The following is a 25,949-nucleotide window of genomic DNA, read 5'->3' as shown; positions in this document are numbered from 1 at the left end:
CAGTACAAAACGAAAAAGCAGACCGTATTCCAAAAAATTGGTGCCTTTATAGATAAATTCAAAGGTGTAGGCGGAAACATTTAGCATGGGCTAATTTGAGATAGTGATATGAAAAAACCAACTTACAATAAAAGTGATCGACTGCCAGTACGCAAAAATAATCCCCATACGCCTGAAGCAAGGGAGCGGGTGATTGATGGGCTGCGAGCCTCTGCTAAAGCTGATTTCGTTTTTATTGTTCGTTGGTTAACTACTGGAAAATCTAACGGTGAACCAATACCACTGGCAAGATGCGACAATCTTCGTAACATCATCAGCAATCTTGAGACGCTAAAAGCCGGTATCCAACCCGACTGGCGTAAAGCGCTTACATTGATGTCTCGAGAAGTACATTCAAGACACAAGGTTACTAATACAGCAAAACCGCCATCAAAAATCGCAGTTGGGGTAATCAGCAATTTGAATGAAATTAGCCAGAAAATTGCATCAGGGAAAGCCACGCATGACATGCCTGCCAGACTCAATTACATGCTACAACTTACTACGAGTCTGGAAGGCGGCGACGAACTGGCCGATAGTATCAGAGAAGTTACAAAAAGTGCCGAAATGGCTTTACGTGGTTATTCCAAATCACCGCAGAAACAAAAAATATTAAAACACATCCAGCTCCCAAAAGTACTACGTGACGATAAAGCTTTCCGGGATGAATGTGCACATCTGGCAGGTATCAGCGATATTATTGTCGTAGCAAATTGTCTTATTGCTATGTCAGCACGGCTAGGGGTTTCTCCTGTCAACCTTGCAAACAGAGCCGCAGCCTTAAAAAATGTTATCAAGCCGGAGATACTCCCCGAACTTCTGGATTTGCTTCAGCAGGATGTTGATATAACTGCCTTAGTCCCCCCTCCAAAAGTCAAAGATGATAATAGTCGCAGCGATGGCGGAAAACTTGTAGGACTAACGGGAATAGTTGAAGGAGGCGCATCTATTGGCGTTGAAGCTCAGCGGATTATCACAGCAGAACTGAAGAAACACATCCCCCTCACTGCTGTTCAACGAATTGCTCTCGATACTGCGCGTACGAGCCTTGCACTGGAATGTGACGCATTCAACGTTATCGAAGAAATCAAACGCATCTCAGCTAACTTAAACTTGAGGCCTCTGGCTGTTGCTACCTATGTGGCTCATAAATCACCGGGAATCAGATCAGATATTGCTGGTGATGTAATTACCTTGCTTGCTCAGGATGAGGTTCTTTCATCTAATGAAACATAGGTATCAGACCTCCGAAGCTACACTGTAATAAGCCATACGTACTCAATGGTAGATATCTGGTAGCTTCGAAACGCCTCATTTGGACCTCATTTAAGGCTTATAGCACCCAACTGCAACATTTTTCTTAAGGTAAACCAGTAAAAGGCTGTCAGTTCTAATAGATCGTTTGGTCTTTTTTTAAGGGATTGAAAATCCCCGTGTCCTTGGNTAAGGCTTATAGCACCCAACTGCAACATTTTTCTTAAGGTAAACCAGTAAAAGGCTGTCAGTTCTAATAGATCGTTTGGTCTTTTTTTAAGGGATTGAAAATCCCCGTGTCCTTGGTTCGATTCCGAGTCCGGGCACCACTTTCACTTCTATGTACGTCTCCCAAACTCCACAAAACTCAAGTATAATCACTGCCATACACCATTTTCGAACATTCCGAACTCCACTGACCTCAACCCAACTCTACCTTAATCAAGTTGCATCTGGGGGCTTTTCAGGGGGCTCTTCTTGTTCAATGAAATTTGAGGCCCCCATATGGCACTGACAGCCCGGCAGGTAGAGACCGCCAAGCCTAAAGAGAAGGACTATAAACTCTCTGACGAACGTGGCCTTTTTCTCCTGGTAACCACCACCGGAAAACGATACTGGCGCATGAAATACCGTATCGCCGGCAAAGAGAAAAAGTTATCTATTGGTGTTTATCCTGAGATTTCCCTGGCTGACGCGCGTGTAAAACGCGACGAAGCGAGAAAGGTGATTGCAGACGGAGGTGACCCAAGTGAGAAAAAGCAGCTCGAAAAACTCGCAAAAAAAATATCCGTCGTTAATACCTTCAGGGCGCTCGCCATGGAGTGGCATAAGCACAAGTGTATCTCATGGTCGGAAAGCTATGCAGAAAGCGTTCTGGAGGCGCTGGAGAAGGATATCTTCCCGCATGTGGGCAAGCGCCCTGTCGCGGAGATCCTTCCTCTGGAGATGCTGGAGGTTTTACGTCTGATTGAAAAACGTGGTTCGCTGGAAAAATTACGTAAGGTCAGGCAGTACTGCAATCAGATTTTTCGCTACGCCATCGCAACAGGACGTGCGACGATTAATCCAGCAGCAGAGCTGACCGGCACATTAACCGCGCCAAAGACTGAGCATTTCCCTCACCTTCAGTCATCTGAATTACCCGCGTTTCTTTCCAGTCTGGCTGATTACCACGGCAGTTGCATTACGCGTATGGCAACCAGTCTGCTGCTGCTCACGGGGGTACGTACTATCGAATTGCGCGCAGCAGAGTGGCACGAGTTCGATCTGGAGAATGCGTTATGGACGATCCCTGAAAGCCGCATGAAGAAGCGCCGTAAGCATCTGGTGCCTTTGTCAGACCAGGTTCTGGCGATCCTGCAGGAGCTCCGCACTTATACCGGTCAGTATCAACTCGTGTTTCCAGGGCGTTGCAACATCAACAAACCGATGAGTGAAGCCAGTATTAACATGGTGATCAAACGTATCGGTTACGATGGTAAAGCTACCGGCCACGGCTTTCGGCACACCATGAGCACCATTCTGCATGAGCAGGGGTTTAATACAGCCTGGATCGAGATGCAGTTGGCCCACGTGGATAAGAACAGCATTCGTGGCACGTACAACCATGCGCAATATCTGGAAAATCGCCGCGAGATGATGCAGTGGTATGCTGATTATATTGATGGGCTGGAAGGTACAAATACCGCAGCATAAAAGCTCAGCCCATAAAGGGCTGAGCTTTAGCGTGTTATTCTTTTTTTTAGTAATTAGCGCACACTCTTCCTTATGTAATCGCCACCGAATAATTTTTCCATTTTATCCTTAATACTTTTCAAACGTTTATCAATATAGGTGCTATGAGCGGCTTTTAAACCAGACAATCTCATCAACGCCTGCGTAGTTAAGAATTGTTCTTTATTACTATCACAGACATATATTAGAAGTTCCATATTGGATTCTTTTAAAAACGCACTAACTTCCTCATTATATTTCACTATCAACTGTGCATATTCATCCTTCAGACCAAGTCGCTTAACATGTTTTTTGAGCTTCGGTGTTTTTATATCAGCTAAATCATCAGGCCTGACCGTGGCGAATGAGTTGTAAAATTTCCTGAGATCTGTCACGTTATCTAAAAGACGTTTTAAATCCATTGATGGAGAGATGGCACTAATTTTTCCCAGTTTACTTTTAATCCAGCTCTCCTGGGGGAATGATTCTCCATTTTCATCTTTAACTGTTTTGAATTTTTGCACATCAACAAACACATCCCAGTTATTTGTTCTCTGAGCATCGTAGAGAAAACTCAAAACATCATTGGGGAAGGTATTATAAATTTCGCTTAGTTTACCTTCAACCTCTTTGACTGTTTTTTCAAGGTCCACAATATAACTCGCCGTTTCCAGCTTTTTTTCGAGTAATAATGACATTTTCTCAAGCGCTTCTTTCCGGTCAAGTTCATCATTAACACGATTCTTTTCCCGGATGAAGTCATCATGGGCTGAAAAATAGTTTACCGCACAATCACAACCAATCAGTGCTTCAACGCCTTCCAGAGAAACACCCAGCCAACCATTATTGTGTTTCTGACGACAAATACCTTTATTTGTACGTACCTGACAAATATGCCTTTCCTTAAAGGAGTATTTACCAATGAGTTTATGAAAATTATCAGGGCTGATCTCATAATTTTGATCAAAAGCAGGGCGTTTACAAATATCATCGTAGCTTAAAAAACGCTCAGAGCATGTGGCCATTAGTTCTCCTGCCCTGGATTAAACTCTGACACTGGGGTCGCATACAGCACTGGTTAAATATACACTTGGTGGGCGATAAAAACAACACTAGGTCTGATAACGCAATGAAGAGCACAGGAGATATTCAGGGTAAGCGCTAAAAGTCAGGTGATAACCCGAAAGGCGCGGATACGGGCACCACGTTGGCTGCGGCGAGAATAGATGCATAAACTGACGGCTGGTAATGAATCGTTTTGTTATCGGATTCGGTGATTGCCTGAGCGCTCACTTCCAATATGGCGGCAATGACACAGAATGAATTACAGGTTCACAACAGATGATTAGCCGCCGCCTAACAGCTCATAACCTTCATTTTCGTTCAGATGCTTTTTCGGAAATGTTGTCGGAAACGACATGATCCGTATGAATAAGTGCTCCCCTGACGCTATCCTCTTTAACATCCCCGGACCAAATAGCGTAAAGCTCACTGACTTTTTCATCCCCCTGTTCGTAGGCGAAAAATGTGGAACCAATCGCACGTGGTTTTATTCGCCATTCCACTTTTTCATTATCAGGTTGTCCGTAGAATTGTCTTACTGAAGGTTTAATATAGCGCTTATCAATATCCTTCTCGATGGCTGGATGATTCGATAGCAGGTGTACACCGTTATGGTATGGAAATGCCACAGCCGCTAATGCGTTATCTTTTGCAATCTGGATAGCCACATCGAAAAAGGCATCAACAATAGACGAACTCGTGTGTGTGGCCAGCATCTCGTCAGTTGGGTTAATGGCCCGAATGATGAGGCAGTTTTTATCTGAATGCAATGCCTTAATCGGTTCAATGTAGATTAGCGCCATCCCCGCCACACATCGTTGCTTTTGGTTAAAAACTACCAAATGGGCATGCCGGGGCTCTTCCCACATTAGAGTATTGTTACGAGTACACAGACCGACTGTCTGTTTAGCAAAGAAGGCAGCAGGATGTTTGGATAAAAAGGCAGACAACATTGTTGTAAGCTCCCCGGATTTATCCTGCACGAATTTGCTTTTCTCTCTGATTATCCAGCGCTGACATACTGTCAAAACTGTCTCCTGAGCCAGCCGGAATCCTTCAAGCAACTGTTCTGCTCCACCACCCGCTGAACATACTCTATTTCCGGCAAGCCTCTCTGCAAGAAATGCAGCGTCTGAGTCGTCGAACTGCCGGAGAAATCTGGCAGAATGTTCACTGAGGGCATCAGGCAGGCTACTGTAAAAAAGCTTCTCCAGTTGCTCAATCCGTTCGAACGTTTGCTCCCCTTCTTCGGCCATATGAGCAACAATCTCCAGATCTCTGGAAATCCATTCAGCGACTACAGAATCAGCTTGCGCGGCTGAAAGTAACACTCCCAGATGGGCCGCCAGAGCCCATGGGTCACTGGCGGCATGATATAATCTTCTTGCTCTCAGGTGCTTACATGCCACAAAAATATCACCATATTCCTCGTTTCTGAACTTCGTGCTGTACGCCGCAGCTGCAGCCATCGCAAGTAAGCTTTTTCGTTCAAGCGAATTTTTCAACTGACGGACTGAACCCTGCCACACCATCGGATAATGGCTGCGAAGTCTCATCCCTGCCAGGTGAGTCTCATATCCAAACAGTTTTGCCCAGTGCATGCCAACCGATTCAATGGAAGAACGGTACAATAGCGCTATTGCATCCACCTCAAGCGCATCCAGTACGGGTGATGAAGGCCCCTTACCACAAAGTAAGTCATTAATCAGAGGAGTCAGCGCAGTCAGTTTAGCATTGAGTATCTCAGGAGCATCCCATGCACTACCCACAACGCTCTTCAGGAGAATACCGCCTGTCTGTTGCAGCACCAGCGGTAAAACGGGAAGCAATGCCTGTAACTCACTTGCAGACTGTGCCTCATAGGCTTTGTCGTACGATGCCTTCGTTTCTTCATCGGCGCGGTAAGGTCGGCTCCCCAAAACGCCTCTGACGCGGGTAGTGACAGCATCATCAATACAATGTCGGTTGCCCTTGACGAAGCTGAAATTGTTTCGATTAAAAGCATCTTCAAGAAGCAGATAATAGACATCATCAACTCGCCACCAACGATCGAGCCCGTGAATACCACGTGCATGGAAGTACCAGTTTCTGATCGCCTGAACACTGCATAAACCACAATTCTCAACGAGAAAAGTCAACATACTGGGTCCGAGGGTAACAACAGGTGATATCTGCTGTAATTGCTTAAAATCGGAAACAGGAACCGCACCTAATAAATATATGTATCCTGCTGAATGTCCCCCTCTCTGGGTCTTTGCCACCCAATCGGCTATAACTTCAAACTCCTGACCTTTTCCTCGACCACCTAATATACTTAACCATACATCCAGCAAGTCACCTGATGAGTTTTTATAGCAAACCTGGAAGGCAAGTACGGCGGAGGCAGCCCCATATCCATATTTAGTCAGTACAGTCAGAAAGTCCGATAATTTTTCTGGCTCAGAGAGATAATCAACGCATAGCGAGATCTGCTCAATACTCATCAAATGTGGTTCTGCCGCAAGCATGTTAAGTTGTTCTACAGGAATTAGACAATTTTCCTGACCGCTAACAGTCAGAATCAGTGACTGGCATTGAGCCAACCCACTAATATCAGCGCCAAGTTTTTTTAATTCTTCTGCAAAATATACAGAAAGCGTACGATGAGAATTGAGTAACCTTCTGAATTTCATAACGTCTGTTGCTGATACGGCACCCAGTATATTCAGAACAAAGAACCAACTTTCTGGTGATGTACGCCAGAACATATCTCCAGCCTCATCAAATAAAGCGCTTATATCAACCTGACCATTTTTATGCATGATGCTCAGATTTGTAATAAGTTGAGATGGGTTAAAGGAAGTTAACGGATAACGAAACACACCTGCAATATGTTTCCTCTCAATACCGCGGCTGAGCAATAATTGAATTACATTCTTTGCCCGAGGATAAATTTCCATATCGTCAATATAGTATCGACAATGATCGTCCCCCTTGTAATTTAGCCATTCAAGCTCTTCCCGGGTAGCCACAATTTTCTCTTTGACGAGTATCCGGGCAAAATAACCCCTCAACTTAAAGTGACCATATTGACCATAGGGTACTATGTCGCTGATATTGCGGATCCCTACATCATAAGTCGCCTTTATCCAGTCAGGATCGAGACGCTGTAGCGCCTGAAATTCTTCCCATGTAGAAGGGAGATCTAAACGCCTTAAGGCGAAATCAATGCCAGCGGTGAATCTCACAGGGTCCAGAGGGAACATCCGCGCAAAATATTTATTGAATATATATTCCCGCCCATCATAAGTGCGCACCTGAAGCAAAATTGAGTGCATCTGGCACATAGTGAAACGTAGCGGGACAAATATTTGCGCGATATGTCTTAGCAGTGACCAACGTTTTGGGCACAGAGAAATAGATAGCGGGATCCCCAAAGCACGTCGAACATGATGCTCATACCCTATTTCGCCAGGGTTTCTCAGGTAGCGAAAAGAAACCTGCTCGCGAAATTCAATAATCAGCTTTCGAAGTCTTCTGTAAGGATGAGGAGGTATAGTTCCATCAAATGAAACCTGATGGCCACAACTTGTTGTATTCAATTTACAATGTCTCAGGAGACGAGTCCGGAAATCACGATAAGTTTCCTGCGCTTCGTTAGCGTCTATCAATGTATATCCCGCTTATATTCAATACAGATAAATAAAAATAAAGACCTGTGTAAGGTAAGAAATTACATTACCCATTCAACCTTAATTATCTGATACTTTTCCACCATAGTTATGTTCCTGTCAGAAAGCATCTTCTCTCGTTCGGTTACACTCAGAGACGTGTTTTTTATTCCCACGCTACATTACTCCCGCGCAATATCTAATAAATGAAAAAAATCAGTATTCAAGATACTCATTTAATATAGAAACCATTTTCTCCGACTCTCCCTTCAGCGCCATATTCAGCAATTTTCTGTAATCCATGCTGCGAACATTCAGAGACTGATTTGGCTCATAGTTGATGCAACGGCCATTATCCAGTGCGTGGCAGGAGCGACTAGTCCGATGAGATATCAGATAATACCAGGCACAATGCCCGATAACGGCAAATAACCGGTATGCCGGATCATCAATCCCCGATTTCGGCCTTACTTCAAAAGACTGGTATTGATCGCCACCATTAGTAATATGTTCCCATAACGAAATGGTATCAGCTACACCAGCTTTCGACAGATCATAGACAATATTCCCTGTTGGATCGCCCGTATCCAGTCCCACCAGTCCGAAGAGTACATCCTGTTCAGCCCTGCTGAGGGGCAATAGTGTCCGGTATTTATTCTTTTTAATCTGATTTAAAATGACAGAATAATGATTACCTTTAAATTGACGGGTTAGTCCCCGTGCCAGCCGGTCAAACTGTGACTCAAGGCAACGTAACGCAATCAGCATTTCCTTCTGCCAGACGCCGGAGACAGGATCATCATCCGGTACCTCAATGTTATTAACCGCATACCCGTATTCAAAACCATAAGCCGTTTGCCTGGCAGGACGCCAGCCAGCAGAGTTGAGTGCGACGTCATTAGAGGATGCCACGCAGAGACAAGTTTCGTTTATCTGGAAATCATCAGGAATCGGCTGGCTTAGCGGCCATTCAGGTCGATATCCTGTCGGATATAACCTCGCAATAGCCTCCCGGATCGCGGGTGACATATTATCGCTAAGGCGGGTCCGTTTTTCGTCCTGAGCATTCAGCCTTTCTAGCGAAAGTGGCCAGGGCTCCCTCACTCCGCCCACCAGTTCCGGAACGCCTTCCCCATGAGCAAAAATATGCGGATAACTCTGATGATGCCTTACCGTTGAGGTAAATTTTTTATCTCCCCCGGCGGGATATTGATACGCAATATCTTCCCTTTCCAGCCAGTCGAAAAATGCAGCATCCAGACATACTTCAAGTCGCCGATCAATAATCAGTACATCCGGCTTCCCGGTTATTTCCTTTACATACTTGTTTGAATAACTGCGGGACCAGAAATCGCAAAGAAACCCGGTAGCTGAAAACATGCTTTCCGGAATGAAGAAATGGCGATAATGAAGGGGTAAATTTTCAAACGAAATGCCGGCAACATACACAACTTCAAAACCATACTCATCTGCGTTTGCAATCATGTCATCAAACCGCACGATTCCGTACTCAGGGTGTCGGAAAACACGTTTGCATGTCTGAACAGTAAAATAGTGAACTCGCTGATACAACGACATTATGACTCACCTGTATTGAAGTTGACGGACATATCGATATGCCAGACGGCTTTATATTTTCATGCGATAAAACATGAATAATGAACACCTTTCTTTGCGACTGATAATGAAAGACGCCATACTGGTGACGTTGCTATCAGTACCCGTCACCGTGCGCCATGCCTCGCTGAGTATCCCGCTCATCCTCATACCACCTGACCTTCACCGGACGGCGGAGACCAAGAGCATAACTCTGGTTTACAACAGCAGATTTCGTCCGTCCGGTCAGTCTTCTGGCAACACGAGGGCCTTCATTCACGTAATATTTCTACTGGATACGGTTTTCGTCCTCATGTCAGCGTCGACGGTAAAGATCCAGATAGACAAATTCTATCCTCACTACGAGGGCTGTCAGAAGATCTTTGTAGCGACGCCAGGCTCTACCAGGTGGTCATGTGTCGCATTTACAAAGCTTCTTTCGCCAAAAGCTGCATGTTGAGCGAACTTGTTGCCAAACCTGCTCTGTCGAACCGGTAGCGCATATAAGCTGAAATATCGTCCTCGTGGGAGGAGACAACCAACTGACAATGCTTGAGCTCACAACGGAGTAGATCGGTCAGGGATGCAACGTTGACTTCATCCAGGGATTGAGACGGGTCATCAATCAGGATTAGAGGCACCTGTGAATAGACTTTGTTGAGCGAGAGGAAGAAGGCAAGGCTGAGGGCGGACACTTGCCCAGAACTCATGGACATCACTGCATCGTGCTCAGACTTCTCGGCAGTCAGGAACCTTAATTGCGTACCTTCTCGGCTCTCGATAAACAGGCCCAGGCCACGCTGGTAGTTTTGGATCAGACGGCCACTGTAGATGTGGAATATGAACTCAATAGCCGAAATTGTCTGGTCGGTATAACTTTGCTCTGTCTTCTTCAGTGTACTGCGGAGCTTTTCGATTTTATCTTGTGCTTTTTGGGCTGCCTTAGTTTCCTTTTCGATAACTTTAAGCTCGGTAATACAGGTTTGGAGCCTGGAATTTTGAGCCTCATTAGCTTTAATCGATATGAACTTCTCTTTGTCCTTCAGATCTTCAACCGTGACTATATAGAAGTCCTGTAAGTCTTTGAAAGCGCGATTTATGGTTTCTCGCCAGTCCTCCGGCAGCGCTAAGGCATCAGCTTCAACCTGTTTTTTGTTTCTTAGAATTTCCTTAAGCTTTTCAAATCGTTCATCTACTACGTCATCAATTTCCGTGAATGCATAAGTAAATTGAATCTTTTCGCTTTGCAGCTTCTCCAGTAGCTGGATAATTGCCGGGAGCCGAAGCTTAATTCTGCTCAGCGCCACATGAAGATTTGGTTCAAAGGTAGGCGTAAGAAGTTTCAGGCGGTCTTGTATATGGGTGTTGATGAGTTTCAGCTCAGCGTCCATAGCAGCGATAAGGATAACTAAGTCTTTACCGTCCTGCCCTAGCGAATCAGAGATCTGCTTAGTTTTTGCTTCAATGGCATCAACCATTGATTTGTGATCTTCCCAGTCAGCGCCACAGAGGGGGCACATCTTATCGTCGGGATAGGACTTTTTATGTTCCTCAAGCAGTTGCTTTTTCAGATGTTCCAGTTCGGCTACGACATTCGCGTTGGTGCTGCTTTTTTCCGCTAGTCTGTTTCGGGATTCAATTTGTAACTCAAACCACTCAAGGCGCCCATCTTTCCAGTTTGGTAGTGATCGGGCTTCTTCGACCTTGATGACCTTAGCACCACGTTTGATGATGTTTGCTGAGCGCTCTAATTCATCAATCTCCTGCTTGATAGCTTCAAGCCCATCAAGCTTGCCAAGGTCTTTACCGAACCTAGCCAGGCTTCTCATTGATTCCTCATTACGCTCGATGGCAGCATCGATTGTCTCGTTGTGAATCCTGGTTTTTATCGTGGCTTTGAGTGGCAGAAGGGCAATAAGCTTACGAACTGATTCCAGGTAGGCAGCATGGTCTACCGCAGAATACGATGAGAACAGTATCTCTTTGTCCCACCCAGGTGGGACATCAGTCGTCGAGAGCTTCTTGTACTCAATAATCCCAGCCTCTGCCTGCAAAGTGTCTCTTAGGGTGGCTATCTCTTCTTTAAGTGATACAGCTTTTGCCGTGCGTTCTGGATTGTTGATGTACCTTGTAAGTTTAGTGTATACAGTGTTGCAGCTTTCGATCTCGGCTTCGATATCGCTGATGTTAAAGAGGTTTCCAAGTTTCTCCTTACGATCGTCTACCCGAGTGTGTAAAAGACGGTTTTGGCCTTGCTCGAGATAGTTAAGAAAAGAGAAGTTTTCCCTGAAATTTTTTCCGAAAATTTCGTCAAGGAAGCTATTATCGCGGAAATTATTCTTAGTGAATTCAGATGATTCGAATTCTGGTAGCTCGTAAAGCTTGAAGTTTCCATATTTGTCTGCACGATTGTTTGCTGGTTTTTTGAATATCTCTGCAGGGCAATGTCTGGCTAAAACAAGTTTTCGACCATCATTAATGAATTCAATCTTGATGCAGAGATCGTTATATCCAGAACGACTGTTCCAGAAAAGATTGTCTGCATAGTCTCTCTTGTTTCTGGTTAATAATGTATTGAATAGGTTTTGTATTCGATTGATCTGGCCAGTAAGCAGTAGCTCGATGGCATCGAAAATACTTGTTTTGCCATAACCATTTGGGCCATCAAGAGTTAGTAATGACGCCCCGCCAAGATCCAGCAAAATATGTTTGAATGCTTTGAAACTAGAGACTTCAATCCTGGATATTTGCCATTTCATTACGAATCATTTCCTTGATAAAATCGTCAGCATTTTTATCTGTGAATTGCTGGATAGTCGAATATATATCGTTTAGGTCGGCTTCGGCTACAGCTTCAGTTGCCTGCAACCTCAAGGACACAAGGTTCCCTTGATGACTAGGTAGCTCTAAGAATGGAAGCTTGATAAAGGTCTTCGCAGCAAAACTGTATTGTGTTGCAACAAGAGGGTTTTCTTTATATTCAAGAAATTCCTTTTTGTCAGAAATCACAGATACCAGTTTGTCGTAGGTGAAATTGGTGAGTGCGCTTTCCTCCGCAGTACTGTAATAGAGGACATATTTTTTATAGAAGTGCGGATCTTCCTCAATTGCAAAAATTTCTTCTTCGTGATCCTTAAACTTGGCCAGAACATCAAGGCGATGAATACAAATCAAATCGCAGTTTTTCTTAAAGCTTGGGTTTCTGAGAAACTCGTCAGGAGCAAGATGATTGATTCTGTTATTCAGTTCGGCCGGATCAGGGAGATCATCAAGATTATGTAGGACTGCGAACCTGATAGCAGATCCAGACTCGCGAATATAAAAACTTGTGTTGTCCCGGTCGAGTTTACAGACAAAGTTATGGGCCACAAGTGCTTCATTAATGAGTTGTTTTATCATTCAGCCGTTCCTCCGCGTCGTCTTTTGTTATGACACTAATGCATAGCGACTTAGTGATATTGCTCTCAAATTTTTCAGAAGTCTGCTTGTTGTCGAAGTTATCCGAGTTCGTGAATTTTGTATTAAAGGTGAATGAAGCTTCCGCTTTACTGGCGATTAAATGGTTGTACTCAAAAAGCAGTCTCAGCAGATCCCCGTTGTTTTTCATTTCATGGATCATATCAAATTCACACTCTTCGTTTTCATCCACGTCAAGAGCGGTAGGTACGTAGAACCGATTTTCGTTGTCAAGATAGTGCGGAAGATGGTTGAATATAGGTTCCATCGAAAAAGCCTGTATCAGCTTGGTGTATCGCCTGATGTCGTTCTTCTGAACGTCTTGAAACCGCTCGGATGGTTTTATCATCTGGCATAGGTTTTTTAATTCGTTGAAGTGCGTTTTGCAAATATACTCACTCAGAAGTCTGGCTCTCTCATAAGTCGCATCGCTCATTGTTGGTAACTCCTGATCCAATCTTTCTTCTAAATGAGTTTGGAGCCTGGCCTTTAATTCAACTGCATAGTAATCCCTATTCTGATAGGGGTTTTCAGCCAGCAGTTCCTCTAAAATACTCCTGGCCATGATACGACCTTCGTATGCGGCTTTGTCTTCAGAGATCCCGTCAACTTGATTTAATTTATGGTTGTGTATTGCCTTAGAACTAATTTTTTCTGACAGTAGGCAGTAGTTAAAATTGATAAGGTTATCACTGACAGTGATGGACTGTTTCTCACATAATTTTTTTATGAGTTCTTTAGTCAGTCCTTCAATTTCACCCAGGCCACAATGGTAGTTGTCTCCATAGCGGTAGAATTTTACTGTTTCTCCGTTAGTGCCTCTGTAATCGCCAGTCTCATCTAGTGGGACAGATACATGGAAGTAACGCGTTGTCCCCTTGATTTTGTCGTGTTCGATTAATGTAGACTGTTCCAGCGCTTTGGTGTAACCACTTCGATATTTACTTATCTTAGCTTTGACTTGATGGGCGGTATGTAGTTTTTCGTTTTTATAAATAGCGAAGTCGTCACTACTATCCAGTTGAAGCTCGAAGTCCAGGTCGCCATCATGAATCAGTTTAAGGGAATGATATAGTGCAATTTTCCCTTGATAAACGAAGCCGCTCCACGAGGAGATGGCGCTGGCAGGATACTTCTCATCATCTTCTTGGCTCACATGATCTCCTTTTATCGTTAGCGAGCAGCCAGTTAGCATAATGATATTACTGCTTTTCAAGACGTATGCGTATTTCTAACATCAGACCGTTTATTGACCCCTTCTGGCTGACTCAGTCCTATCCGCTCCTGAGTAGTCTTTGCAGCCCTCGCGATTTCCATCACATCCAGTTTCTCCGGGGAGTTGATGGGCTTCGCGCAGGAAAAACAATATTTTCTGTGCTGACGTATCCGGTCACGTTGCTGATCCGTCAGCCCATGGTGCTGCATCACATCAAGCCAGCGACTGGCAGCCCTGCGCCAGAGACCAGCAGCCTCCAGCTTTTGTGCAACCTCATCCTCCACCATCATGTCTTACCCTTGATACCCGTTTTTTCCTTTTGAAGGACCTCAGCCCCAGACTGGTTACCCTGTGTTTTATCGCCGGGATCGTCCTGTGGGGAAGCTTCTCCTTTACCCCACGGGCACCAGACTCAGGATATATGGCTCTTAACAGGCTGTCTTCATCAGGCAGCCAAAGCCGGGCCTCTGTCAGCCCCATTTTTCCGGCCTGGGCAAAAATGGCCTCCCGGGTACGGGCTGGCAGCAACGCTTTTATTTTATCAATCCCTTTACTGTAATGTGCCTGCATCAACATCAGCTCGCTTTCCGTCCAGGGTCTGTTTTTCCATGTTCCAAGGCCAAATTTGACCACTGCAGCCCTCACCGCACTGACGCTTCTGCCCAGTCTGGCGGCAATTTCTTTTGTTGGCAGATTGCCGTAATGCTTTTCCAGAAAGGACTTATCTTCAAGGCTCCAGCTACTGCGACCAGTGAGCCCGGCAAGGGATGCCTGCTGGCAGATAGCCTTGCGTGAACGCCCGGGTAACAATGACATTACATACTCTATACCTTCTGTATAGTGGGTCCGGAGCAATGCCAGCTCCTCTTCCGACCAGGGTGGAGTCACGCCACGGGACAGACCTGAAAGCTGAACAATCCGGGCCACCCCATTGGTAGACCTGCCAAGCCGTTCCCCGATTTCACGGGCAGACAGCTGACCATAGTGTTGTTCCACAAACGTAATTTCGGCAACCGACCACGGTGTCCAGTGATTACGGTGACGCTGCGTTTTATCCACCATGTCAGACCTCCCTAGTATCAGTCGCGTTGTTTTTCCTGCGCCAGCGTAGAGATTTGAGCCCGGAGGTGCTGCTCAGCCTGTTGGACCTGCTGCTGACGCTGCAGCGAATCTTCAGGGAGTAGCTTCAACTGCCGAAGCTGTTCTTCCACCGGCACGGTCTGCCGGAAGCTTGTCAGCATGCCAAAGACCTGCGATTTAAGTTCACTGACGGTAATGTATTTTCCTCTCTGACCATCTAGCGCATTCAGTTTATCGGCAAGTGCCTGAAGCTGTGTCATCCCTTCATGCCAGCCGTTAATTGTATCGACAGGAAGTACTGAGATATTAATCTGTTGCTGCCACTGCTTTGCCAGAGGTTTAGCCTGTTCCGGCCACAGCGCCTGAGCCTGTTCTGTGAGTTTTCGGCTGTAAGCAAGATTCCAGTCAGGAGGAAGCTTGTCCAGTCGGGCAATCTTCTGTTGTGTCTGTGCTATCACAGTTTGTGCTGACGGAGATTGCTGGCGCAACATATCCAGTTGTTCAGGAGTGAGAGGTACAGGTAATGGTGCCAGTGAGGCTGCAAGATGGGTCAGTAGTGGATCAGTACGGTGAAGATACTGCCAGCCCCACACTGCGGCAGCGCTTATCACCAGCATGGTACACATCCCGGCAGCGAAAGATTTCCATTTTTTAACCGGCGCAGGCATTACTGCCAGCACCTCCACGTTCGGCTGCGGTTCCGGCTGCGCAACGTACACCCACTTCACTGCGCTCTCTGGCGTATCTTCAGCAGGGCTACCAGTAAGGTCTCTCGCGGATGCTGTAGCCTCATTCATCACGGTGGCAGGCAACACAATACCGGGTTGAATGCTCGACCCGGTACTGGTTATGCCATCGCTGTTTTCCAGCCGGACAGCACTGTTGTGCATGAGAGTACGCAGGGCATCGAGCTGGCTGAGATGTTTAAGCTCCAGGCGCTGTAGCACCTCTCCCAGACCGGTAAGCAGTTGCTCCGCCCGGTACAACTGGCTGAGGTCACTGTAATTGAGCGGGAGCGAGCGCATCCGTTGCTGCAGGCGCTGACTCAGACTGCTGAGGATTTCCATGCGAGCATGAACTGGCTGCGGCCACAGCGCCCCCCACTGATGGCTTATCAGTGCCTCGAGTATCGTAAGCCCTTCATTGAGCCCGAATAAGCCGGCCAGCTGCGTACGGGCCAGCGTATACCAGGCTGCCGTTTGTAATTCCACGCCGTTCTGCTCAAACAGTGAGAGACAGAGTTTTTCCGCATAGCGCCACTTCACATCCGGGCGAGCTGGATGTGTCAGCTTGCTCAGTTCATCACGCAGGGCGGCATAATCCGGCAGCGCCCTGGGGTCGCCACCGGTTTTGATTCTTCGTGGGTTGATGTCATTCATAACCAGTTGTCCATTTGGCGTATCAGGAACTATTGAAGGTTATCGTTTAGCAGCTTCGCTTTCTGCATATTCAGGGAGACTGGTACTGCAATACCCGCAACTATGGCAAAAGCGCCAGGATCAAACTAAAAAATGTACTTTCATCAAAACACTGCCTAGGGCGGGATAATGTACCAGGAGGAGTAAAGGTCCAGTTATTCACGGTACCTGACCGCATGAATAAACGCCCCAGTGGAGTCATGCGTTCTCTATCATGGAAAGTCGCCTCCACGCACCCAGTCACGCCCTGACCGTACAAAAATACCGGCACAAACTTTACGGCCCGGTCGTCGACACGCAGGACGATACCGGCAATCTCAAAAGCCCCGCCCTCCACCAGCAGATCCGTAACGGATACCGCGAACGCCTCCACATTCAGTCCGGTATCCACCAGCCACGAGTCCATCTGCTCCTGAAGCTGCATTATTCGCAGGCGAAATTCCTCAATATCGGCCTGAGTCTTGCTGGCAAGCGAGACCGGGGCAGACTGTCTGGCCTGCAGTTTTTTGAGGAACTGTGATTTTACTGACATGGTGTTCTCTGGCCTTACAGACGGGTTGTTGTGTCAAGATACTGCTGTTGCTTAAGATGTCGCAGGAGAACCCGCCCTTCCGGCATAAACTCGGTTCCATAACGCACGAGGCCAATGCCCTTCAGCTCAGCATCAATGGCATAACGCAGTTCCCCGGGGATGTGCTGATCGAGCAGTACGACATCAATGGATTTCAGGCGAGGCTCATATTTCAGCAGGACAGCAGACAGCGTCGACATCAGCTTATGTGCGGTGCCTGGAAGCCCTTGTAAAATGGTGGTCATATCTGGCAGGCCGTAGTCCGTTAGATGCGCCAGTGTGCCGGCACGGCAGTTAAGGATCCGTTGCATATTATCCAGCACCGACAGGATGACCTGATTTTCTTCACTGATATGCTGAAGGTCGAGATCGCCAACAAAATTACCGTAAAGCATCTCGCATAATGAGGGCGAATTGCGCGACATGCTCAATTACTCTCTTCCGGAGTTATGGCAAACACGTTGCCGCCATCATCCCTCTCCAGTAGAGACCATCGGGCCCGGTGCTTCTGGCCATGCTTATCGTCAAATTCCGGCATAATCTGCCCGACGCGGGTTTGAGCGTACTGTGTCATCCCGTTAACAATAGTGGCCCATCGACCATCAAACGGGGATTTTTCACCACTCCAGCAGGTGATCCTGACCGGTTCCCAGGACTTACTTTCATCTTCTTTATCCAGCGCAGCACTGGCTTCATCAAAGCGTCTGTACCACTTCATTGTGGATTCTTTATCAAACTGGAAGTTTTCATGTTCAGAGTAGAAATGCAGAGAGCGAGAACCGTTAAATCGGACAGGCTTAATTATCTGATTTACTTTCACCAGTAATGGCGGTAATTCTTCAGTTTGCGTCTCCCCCAGACCAGGCGGTAGCGCTCCAGCCTTGAGAATAAGGCCACCATTATAAGGCAGCAGTTCAATCTCTGATGTGTTATTCAGTCGATGAGCCAGTTTCTCTTCACCGCCAAGTTTTTCCAGCCAGGGATTGCCCAGAATAGTGTACCAACAAGCCCCTTTCAGGCTGATTGCAGCCCCTCCCCCTTCAAGCGTGCCGATAGAATCCACCATCACACCCGGAAAGCGCTGCGCCAATTTGTATTCGTAAGGGAACATGCGTTCGAACGCATAGGGCAGAATAAACGATAGACCCGCATAACCACTTTCAACACTGAAGGTATCACACAGCCACATCAACCAGGCTTGATAACGCTCTTTCCCATCTGGCTCTTTCAGCAGGGATAACGGGAAAGTGAGTTTGATAACAGAACGATCATTATTATTATGGAATATTCGTTTTCCCATAATGAGAATGCTGTAATCAGGCGCAAGATAAGTTTCCATCCCTGAACTCAGTACCCAACTGAATATTTCTTCCGGGGAAGAATCCAGAATCTCCTGGCGTAGTTTTGCGTAGTTCTTTTCCGTTATCGCAGTCCATTTTTTTACGGGTAGCGTTTTTTTCAGGTGCGATTTAAACTCCCCGTAGTAGCGATCCACGCACTCCACCATCTTCTGGCGGACTTCCGGTGTATGGCCCTCTTTAAAAAATACAGTAATTATCAGCCCAAGATTTACCGCCTGACGACCGTCCTTGTACTTCACAGAAGCCTCCGGTAGCCACTTCTCGATATAATTCAGGTCTAAATTATTCAGTTCCATTCTCATTCCTTATTGGGTTGCCAGTGCGCCGACGGTTCCGGCTCCCAGTACTGCTGCCAGTGCCTCCCAGGCAGTGATCGCCAGACGAATAATCAGTAAAAACGCGGCCAGCAGCGCTTCCGGGACACCTAGCGTCACCACCAACACCCCTACACCGACGGAGACCAACACAACGCCAACCGTGACAGCAACATCCGTCAGTACCTGAACCCAGTCGACCTGTTTCAGCATATCCAGTGTCATATCGGTGGCTTTCTGGATTTTCAGCCACGCAGCCCGAAGCTGTTCATCCGTCCATGACGCTACTGCATGTCCTGTCTGACTGACCCACTGCCATGCCTGATACCCCTGAGAGTATACCCACTCTCCACTGTCGTTCAGCCAGCCTGCAGCCTGACTGAGCTTTTGCTGCATCTCTTCTGACAGCGCATGCCAGCCGGCGGCGATATTGTTGACAGCCCCTTCGCTAAGGTCAGCAACGACTTTCCCGGCATATGTCCAGGGTTCAATTTTCGCAGGCACTGGGGTGGCAGGTGGACGCGGGGTGAAAATTGGCGGGTAAAGGAACAACGGCCAGTATTTCGCCCCACTGGCCTTCCAGGCTTTCATCGTGACATTGACCACCTGATCGCTCCACTGTTGTTCCTCAGGTCGACAGTCATGGATCTCCAGAATGGTCATGCGTTCTTCGTTACCAACCCCTCCAACGATAGTCATATACTCGTTGTACTGGTCATACTTTAATTCATCCCCCGGAAACTTCACCTCTACCAGGCGCTCCAGATTATCAGCGTGCATCTGACCTTCCGTGTCCGGCCCCGCGAGCCCCGGCCAGCGGTCATTCATATTTTTGACAATAATGACATCCGGACGGCGGTAAATTCCCTTGCCCGGCACCGGGAAAGGATTGGTGGTGTGCCGCCTGCCAGCGCCTTCGCCCAGTAACGCGCTGCTGAGAAACGGACGTGGCGGAGTGGTGCGCATATCAAACGGGACTTCGGCTTTATACCACCACCGGTAATCGCGTTTGATCTCATCCACGCGAATAAGTCCACTGAGCATCAGTTGCTTCAGGCTCATTTGATAGCTTTTGCCGTTGCGACGGATTTCTGCAGACAACCGTGGAAAACGCATCGCGTACTCCACCTTGATGTGCAGGTATTGCCGGTTATCGCTCGTCGGCAAACGCGACTGTTTCTCCACCATCTCAACGCCGGTTGTCGTACAGTCCCACGGCTGATTATTGGTCCCGGTGGGAATGTCAACGCCCGGGGTATCGGGTAAATCGGGCAGTTCCATTACACATCCTCCCTGTATTCGGTTGTCAGTTGCTGTTGGTCTCCATCACCGATAAACCACATGGATTCTTCCGGCTGCGGCTTGTCCGGTACGACATGAAGGTCTACAGCTTCCTGCTCACGGGTATATATCGCTACGGTCCGGCCCTCTGCATCACTGAATCCGCTTGCTTCCTGTCCGGAAGGGGTCTTCAGGTGATAGGGCCTTCCTGCAAGGAGCCTGCCCTGCTCATCCTGCAACTGGTAAACAGCAGAATAAGCATGTGAAATGCCCATCTCAGGGAAAACAAGTGGCCGGCTGCTTCCCCCTTCCGTGTCCAGCCGGCTGGCCTTGCGGGTATAGGTACCTGCAGTCTCGTACTTGATTTGCCCCTGCTCGATGAGGATGGAGCTCCCGCCGCCCACCAGACGTATTCGCTTCTTCCCGGCCAGCAGCATCTCTCTGGCAGAGATAAGGGTCAGTTTCTGCTCGGCGCTCAGGTGCATCACGCCGTGCTGCGCCTGAAACTGTACCGGCCCCTGAGCCGAAATCAGGCTCAGCTTGCCGTGTTGAGCAAACATTCCCACGCTATCGCCCGCCAGTCCGGTGATATGCCCCTGGGTCCCGATACTGATATCACCACCGGCATTCAGGGCAATATTGTCAGTGGCCACCAGCTGCAGATGCTCTGCGCTGGTAAAAGCCATCCCCTCGGGTGCTGAAAAGTGGATCATCTCATTGAGGGTTTTCAGGCGTGCGGCGAACATTGCCTGCTGGCTGGCGATATCAGCTTCGAGGGCTTTCGCCTGTCGGGTTGCTGTGGCCAGTCCCTCGATTTGCGTGCGGAGGGTCTCAATCTCTCTGAGAGCCACGTCCATATCCAGCACATCGCCTTCGCCGTGCACTTTGCCATCGGCGGTGACCAGCAACCCCTTCGCCACACGGATGACTCCGAACTCATCGGTGCGCAGCTCAAAGCCGGTGCCCCGTAGCGCGTTCTCCGCGTCCACGATGTGGCCCTGGTTAAGGGCAGTGGCCCCGAACGGCGTAGTGAGTGCGATATGTTCACTCTTGCGCTGGTCTTCCATCCGCAGCTCGTTCTGACCCGCGGTGCGCAGGATGTTCTGGCTGCGGTTGTCCCGGGTGACCACGTCCGGATGTTCAGAGTCATGAAACGCATGGGCGATATACGGCCGGTCCGGGTCACCGCCGTCAAAGGCAATCCCTACCTCGGTGCCATCAATCAGCGGCGTGTGCCAGCCACAGGTTTCCCCGGCATAGGGTTTGGCCTGCCGAACCCACAGGTAGTTGTAGCCCTGCTCCGCATCTTCACGGCTGAAATCCAGTTTCACCCGGTAACGCCCCGTTTCATCGAGATGGGCATACAGTGCATTTTTCTCATCGCTCTCGACGCGGGCCGTCAGCGTGCCGGCAATAAGCGGGCGCGGTGCAGGCTCAGGTCTGAAGCAAAACTGCTCGCTGTAGGGCATGCCCCACACGGAAACGTGCAGACGGGTGTCCCGGGCCGCACGGAAGGTGGTGAGCGTGATGACCATCCCCTCTTTCAGTTCCGGCACATCACTGTCGCCGGTCTCCAGTACCATCCCCGGCGTCAGGTGACTGGCATTACTGAACAGGTGCAGGCGGACAGCATTATTGAGGGCGTGTTCATGCTGAATGCGGGCGTAAAAAGCCCCGCTTTCGGTTTCCGACTCAGAGGTGGTGTCATCGCCCGCTTCACGGTACGAGGCCGCATAGCGATAGTGTTCGCCGGTGGTGGCCGCCTCGTTTCTGACACTGACGGTCGCATCCATCGGCGTGCTGGCGGTGCGGTAGTTATAATCCCGGGTGGCCACACTGCCGGTCACCGTGTGGTGCCACACTCTGGCATCCCACACAGCTTCCACCGCTCCATCATGGAGGGCAGAAGGCTCTCGGTACGGCAGGTTCACATCAAACTGATACTGCAACTGGCTGTCGCCAAAGGTCACCGTGTCCAGCCCGGTGGTGATATTGACGCCGGTGTGGAACCAGATGCCATCTTCGGCCAGTATTCGCTGAATAAACTGCAGGTCAGTCTCTCGCCACTGGGTGATCAGCTCGCGGACCGGGTAGGTCCGTTCCAGCCGGAATTCAAAATCGGCCCCTTCCAGCCCGTGGCTGCGCAGGATCTGCTCCACCAGTTCCGGTACCGAGACATTCTGGTACACCGCACAGCGACAGGTATGGGCGAGCAGCGCCAGGCGTGAGGAGAGCGTCACGGCAAAATGCGTCTGGTCTGCGCTTTCGTTGAGGTGTTCAAAGTCTGTGATAATGCCCTGCACCACACGGCCTGAGAGCATGCTGAGGGTGGCATACTTCAGCATCACATCCTTGCGACTGATGCCTCTCTGCGGCGTGGTGAACTCAATGCGCCATTTGAACGGTTCATTCAGCGCTTCGCGTCCGTGGAAGTTCAGCACATCCGGCTTCAGGGTACTGTCGTTAATCTCCAGGCTGTAGCGGGTCTGCCCGTCAAACAGCGCCAGCCAGTTATCGAGGGTGGTGTCCATGAGCTTACTCCTTCACCGGAACCAGTGTCAGCCCGGTGCTGTTGAGCTGGATAGTGCGCGGCTTGTCCGGGTCGAGGTCGTCGAGACTCAGCACCAGCTTCCAGGTGTTGTTCCTGATATCCGGGCGGTTGAACAGCCCTACCACTGCCACGAATTTCGCCTCCTCGTTCATCGGCATATTGAGGGTCACGCTGCCTTTTGGCATCACCAGCAGTGACTTGCTGGCCACAATGTCTTCTTTCAGGGTGTTATCTGCATCACGCAGCAGCTTCTGGTAGTCCGCCGCATCCACCTTCTGGCGGTCTTTCAGCTGGTAAATCTGCACCATGGTGGCCAGTGGCGCCTGCGCCTCATCGGCGTTGATGGCCGAACGCGGTTCAAAATCCAGATACAGCACTTTTATTTTTTTGTAGAAGATGGCTTTGGTGGCACTGACCGTGCCGTCCGACACGGCCTGGGTCAGGCCACATGCGGTCAACAGGGAACAGAGCAGCATCAGTGCGGCACTGCGCGACAGGGAAGCGAAAGTCATTCGGGGAGTCCTTTTCAGCGTTCAGAAACAGGGGCGTGTTGAATGTGTTGTGAGTCGAAATATCAGTCGAACCGGTAGCCGCCGGGCTGTGCCGGCAGCAGGGTTTCGCAGGTCAGGCCTTCATAAGTGCCAAGGCTCACGGTCAGATGAGTGCGCGTCGCAGGATGGTCACGCTTCAGACCCAGCACGCCAGTGCGACCCAGCTGTACCCGGTGGGTCTTACCCAGACGGGGTTCAGGCAGACAACTGACCGGCACCGTGAGGCGAAGGCGTACATCAGAGCGGTAACCCATGTATACCCGCAGCAGCACCATCAGGTCGGTGTGCAGCTGACCGCCGGGCAGCCAGCCCTGCGCCTCTTCCGGGTTGTCGGTTGCCAGCATCAGCAGGATACGACTGCAGGCCTCTTTGCCGGTTTTGCCGAGTGTGGCACGCTGTGAGAGCGACACGCGGTTGGCTTTGCCCAGTCCACTGCGGTTCTCCACGGGGACTTTTACCGGGTCCGGGCTGATAACAGTGGCCCGGGTCTCCGGGGCCAGCAGGCTCACCAGCTGGCGTATCCCTTCGGCATTGCGGGTCGGCAGCCGCATGGTGCCAAGCAGTGCCAGGAAACGGGAAACCGGGGTAGCCACCTGCTCTGCCGTGCCCGGGATACCCAGGCCAACCAACCCCAGCAGGCACTGGGAGGTGTTATCCACCCCGCCAGCTTCGAAGGTCGCCGGGTAGGCGTACTTACGCCAGATACGGTAGTACTGGGTGTGGATACGGTGGCTAAAGATATCGAGAAACGCGGTGGTAGCTTCATGCCCTTCCCGACGCTGAGCAATATCATCGAGATACGCTGTCGGCAGTGGCGAGTCCACGCCGTACATTCCGAGGAAGGTGGTGCGCACCGTCGGCGACAGGTCAGGGTAATCTTCATCGGTTTCAACCGCTTTCAGTTCGCTGACCGGGAAGCCCATTCCCGGCCACGGACGAAAGCGCACCGGGTCGGCAGACAGTTTCTCGGTACTGCCAAGTTTCGGCGCGTCCGGGTTCTCCTGCTCCAGCAACTGGCAGAATCGGTAGAAATTAACCCGCCAGATGTCGCCGCGAAGCGCTTCTGTCAGCCCGGAATGTGCTGGCTGTGATTCTCTTTCCATCGCAGTCGTTTCCCTGTGGGTTGCAGTACCAGTGTGAGCTGATTGAAAAGGTGGACATCGGCATACAGTGCAAAGAAGCGGTGCAGCATTTCACCGAACAGGGTGACATCCCCTTCCCCGGCAAAATTATCGGCATTAAGAGTGATTTCAATGTCCACCCCGCGCAGCATAAAGCCCTTCTCGAAGCGACGAATAAGGGTGTGCTTCACCGCCACGATAGCGTCCAGGCGACGGCGGTTCATCTCATCATCCGTCCAGTCATACAACGCCAGTGTGCCGCGCAGTACCTCCGGGTTATCCATCATGCTTAAGAAACTGGAGCCCAGGTGGCTCATTACCCGCCAGTGGAAGCGGTCGTTCGCCGGTGGATACAGCGGCAGGGTCGGCACTTTCAGGTTCAGGACCCTGACCGGGACCTTGCCCGCTTTCACCACCCGGTCAAGCAGGGTACTTTCCAGTGAGCGGCGCGGCAGCTGACCGTTGGTGCCAGTGATACGGATGGAGAGCGACTCCGGAGCCTGCGACAGTTGCTCCAGCTCGAACGACTTGCCGCCGAGGATAAGCCAGGTGTCATATAGTCCCGACGGACCACGCTTCACGCGGGTATGGAAGTAACGCTCCGGTGCATCGTGGCGCATCATGCCCCCACGGTGACGGAAGCTGGTGAACGGCACATACGGGTGTTTGCCGTTTTTCACCGCCCCGTGAATGGAATCCACGCTGTAGATTTCAGTATGCCCGTCCTGAACACGCATCGGGCGCAGCAGGTATTCGTTCTGCAGCGGATCAGGCGTCAGCGGGTCGGCTTCCAGTGAGAACAGGTTAATGACCGGCGCGCAATGCAGACGGAAGTTGTCGGTCTCAAACGGCATGTCAGAGGGCCAGCCACCGTCGAGCACGATATCAGTTTCGAACCAGGTGGTTTTCTGACTCAGCCCGGCAAGCTCCAGACCTTTAAGCTCCACGAACATAAACTTCTCGCGGAAGCTGAAATACTCCAGCAGCAGCTGGTAGCCGCTGAATGCAGAATCCCCTTTCGGCCACAGGCGGTCAGTGTCATCAAAGCCCATAGGCTTGAACCAGCCGTCAAAGCGGACCCGATCAGTACGGGTTTCGCTGTGGCGAACATACATCGCCTGAACCCGGCGGGTCAGTGCCAGATGCAGGGCAGAAGCTACCGGGCTGTCGGCATCGAGATAAATGGCGACCTTATCAATTCCGGCTTTCGACCAGTCCACCTTGTCCGGGCACTCAAAGCGCAGACGAATGGCGGCGCGACCATCCGGCTCGGTCTGCAGACGGGCTTCTGCCAGATGCAGTGGTTGCAGAGACACCTCGCGAGTGGTGCGGTACTGGCAGACGGTGTTATCAGGTCCGACCGGGCGCGACAGCACGGAGAAGCCGTTTTCCAGCACTTCCATTTTACGCAGTTGCCGCCAGTCCGGCGTAAACGCCACTACAGAGAGTGACGGGATGGTGCGCATATAATGCGGCCACAGCAGACTCACCAGCCCTTCGGTCAGCTCCGGCAGGTCATCATCGAGCTTTTCACGCAGGCGACCCATCAGGAAAGCGAAGCCCTCGAAAAGGCGCTCAACATACGGGTCACGCGCCCCGGATTTATCCAGGTTGAGCATGGCCGCACGGTCGGGATGGGCGCGGGCAAACTCTTTACCGGCCTCGCGCAGGTAGCGCATTTCGGCTTCGTAATAGCGAAGGGTTAAATCATCCAT

General features: G+C 49.7%; 19 protein-coding genes. 2 read left to right on the top strand and 17 right to left on the bottom strand.

Annotation, left to right across the window (positions count from 1 at the left end):
- Positions 1-108: 108 nt before the first annotated feature.
- Both FKM52_RS13785 and FKM52_RS13780 read left to right on the top strand, forming a co-directional pair.
- On the top strand, positions 109-1,275 hold the full coding sequence (locus FKM52_RS13785; protein WP_063136010.1) for a hypothetical protein: 1,167 nt from the start codon (positions 109-111) through the stop codon (positions 1,273-1,275).
- A 522-nt stretch (positions 1,276-1,797) separates the two neighbouring features.
- Positions 1,798-2,988 (top strand): tyrosine-type recombinase/integrase, encoded by a 1,191-nt coding sequence (locus FKM52_RS13780; RefSeq protein ID WP_141176740.1) that lies wholly within the window; start codon positions 1,798-1,800, stop codon positions 2,986-2,988.
- A gap of 53 nt (positions 2,989-3,041) precedes the next feature.
- Here the strand turns inward: FKM52_RS13780 and FKM52_RS13775 are convergent, their stop codons facing one another.
- The 17 genes from FKM52_RS13775 to tssF form a co-directional block, all read right to left on the bottom strand.
- Positions 3,042-4,031: a hypothetical protein gene (locus FKM52_RS13775; protein WP_141176739.1), complete on the bottom strand. Its 990-nt coding sequence runs from the start codon at positions 4,029-4,031 to the stop codon at positions 3,042-3,044.
- A gap of 348 nt (positions 4,032-4,379) precedes the next feature.
- Complete coding sequence (locus FKM52_RS13770; RefSeq protein ID WP_141176738.1) at positions 4,380-7,718, bottom strand: hypothetical protein; 3,339 nt, start codon at positions 7,716-7,718, stop codon at positions 4,380-4,382.
- Between the two features lie 216 nt (positions 7,719-7,934).
- Positions 7,935-9,296, bottom strand: a complete 1,362-nt coding sequence (locus FKM52_RS13765; protein ID WP_141176737.1) for a hypothetical protein — start codon at positions 9,294-9,296, stop codon at positions 7,935-7,937.
- A gap of 443 nt (positions 9,297-9,739) precedes the next feature.
- Entirely contained in the window at positions 9,740-12,073 is a 2,334-nt protein-coding gene (locus FKM52_RS13760) for an AAA family ATPase (RefSeq protein WP_141176736.1), read from the bottom strand.
- A complete protein-coding gene (locus FKM52_RS13755) occupies positions 12,048-12,713 on the bottom strand; it encodes an ABC-three component system middle component 1 (protein ID WP_141176735.1) in 666 nt (221 codons plus the stop codon). Before FKM52_RS13755 ends, FKM52_RS13760 begins: the two co-directional genes overlap by 26 nt.
- Positions 12,694-13,926 carry an ABC-three component system protein gene (locus FKM52_RS13750; protein WP_141176734.1) on the bottom strand — a complete coding sequence of 411 codons (1,233 nt, stop codon included), beginning with the start codon at positions 13,924-13,926 and terminating at the stop codon, positions 12,694-12,696. The genes FKM52_RS13755 and FKM52_RS13750 overlap by 20 nt, the downstream gene beginning before the upstream one ends.
- A 56-nt stretch (positions 13,927-13,982) precedes the next feature.
- On the bottom strand, positions 13,983-14,276 hold the full coding sequence (locus FKM52_RS13745; protein WP_071995299.1) for a PerC family transcriptional regulator: 294 nt from the start codon (positions 14,274-14,276) through the stop codon (positions 13,983-13,985).
- Entirely contained in the window at positions 14,260-15,048 is a 789-nt protein-coding gene (locus FKM52_RS22000; protein ID WP_246085533.1) for a hypothetical protein, read from the bottom strand. Before FKM52_RS22000 ends, FKM52_RS13745 begins: the two co-directional genes overlap by 17 nt.
- Positions 15,049-15,065: 17 nt before the next feature.
- The gene (locus tag FKM52_RS13735) at positions 15,066-16,445 is read right to left on the bottom strand and encodes a VasL domain-containing protein (RefSeq protein WP_141176733.1); all 1,380 of its coding nucleotides are present in this window, start codon (positions 16,443-16,445) and stop codon (positions 15,066-15,068) included.
- A gap of 100 nt (positions 16,446-16,545) precedes the next feature.
- The gene (locus tag FKM52_RS13730) at positions 16,546-17,016 is read right to left on the bottom strand and encodes a hypothetical protein (RefSeq protein ID WP_141176732.1); all 471 of its coding nucleotides are present in this window, start codon (positions 17,014-17,016) and stop codon (positions 16,546-16,548) included.
- Between the two features lie 14 nt (positions 17,017-17,030).
- Positions 17,031-17,480, bottom strand: a complete 450-nt coding sequence (gene tssE / locus FKM52_RS13725) for a type VI secretion system baseplate subunit TssE (RefSeq protein ID WP_141176731.1) — start codon at positions 17,478-17,480, stop codon at positions 17,031-17,033.
- Between the two features lie 2 nt (positions 17,481-17,482).
- On the bottom strand, positions 17,483-18,712 hold the full coding sequence (locus FKM52_RS13720) for a DUF3396 domain-containing protein (protein WP_141176730.1): 1,230 nt from the start codon (positions 18,710-18,712) through the stop codon (positions 17,483-17,485).
- 9 nt (positions 18,713-18,721) lie between these two features.
- Entirely contained in the window at positions 18,722-20,011 is a 1,290-nt protein-coding gene (locus tag FKM52_RS13715; RefSeq protein ID WP_141176729.1) for a VRR-NUC domain-containing protein, read from the bottom strand.
- A complete protein-coding gene (locus tag FKM52_RS13710; protein WP_141176728.1) occupies positions 20,011-22,542 on the bottom strand; it encodes a type VI secretion system Vgr family protein in 2,532 nt (843 codons plus the stop codon). The genes FKM52_RS13715 and FKM52_RS13710 overlap by 1 nt, the downstream gene beginning before the upstream one ends.
- Before the next feature lie 4 nt (positions 22,543-22,546).
- Entirely contained in the window at positions 22,547-23,074 is a 528-nt protein-coding gene (gene tssJ, locus FKM52_RS13705; protein WP_141176727.1) for a type VI secretion system lipoprotein TssJ, read from the bottom strand.
- Between the two features lie 62 nt (positions 23,075-23,136).
- Entirely contained in the window at positions 23,137-24,216 is a 1,080-nt protein-coding gene (gene tssG, locus FKM52_RS13700; protein ID WP_141176726.1) for a type VI secretion system baseplate subunit TssG, read from the bottom strand.
- Positions 24,180-25,949, bottom strand: a complete 1,770-nt coding sequence (gene tssF / locus FKM52_RS13695) for a type VI secretion system baseplate subunit TssF (protein WP_141176725.1) — start codon at positions 25,947-25,949, stop codon at positions 24,180-24,182. The genes tssG and tssF overlap by 37 nt, the downstream gene beginning before the upstream one ends.

Source organism: Mixta tenebrionis (assembly GCF_006517625.1).
Classification (GTDB): domain Bacteria; phylum Pseudomonadota; class Gammaproteobacteria; order Enterobacterales; family Enterobacteriaceae; genus Mixta; species Mixta tenebrionis.
The sequence above is the reverse complement of the archived record's forward strand: the minus strand, read 5'-3'. Positions and strand labels throughout refer to the sequence as shown.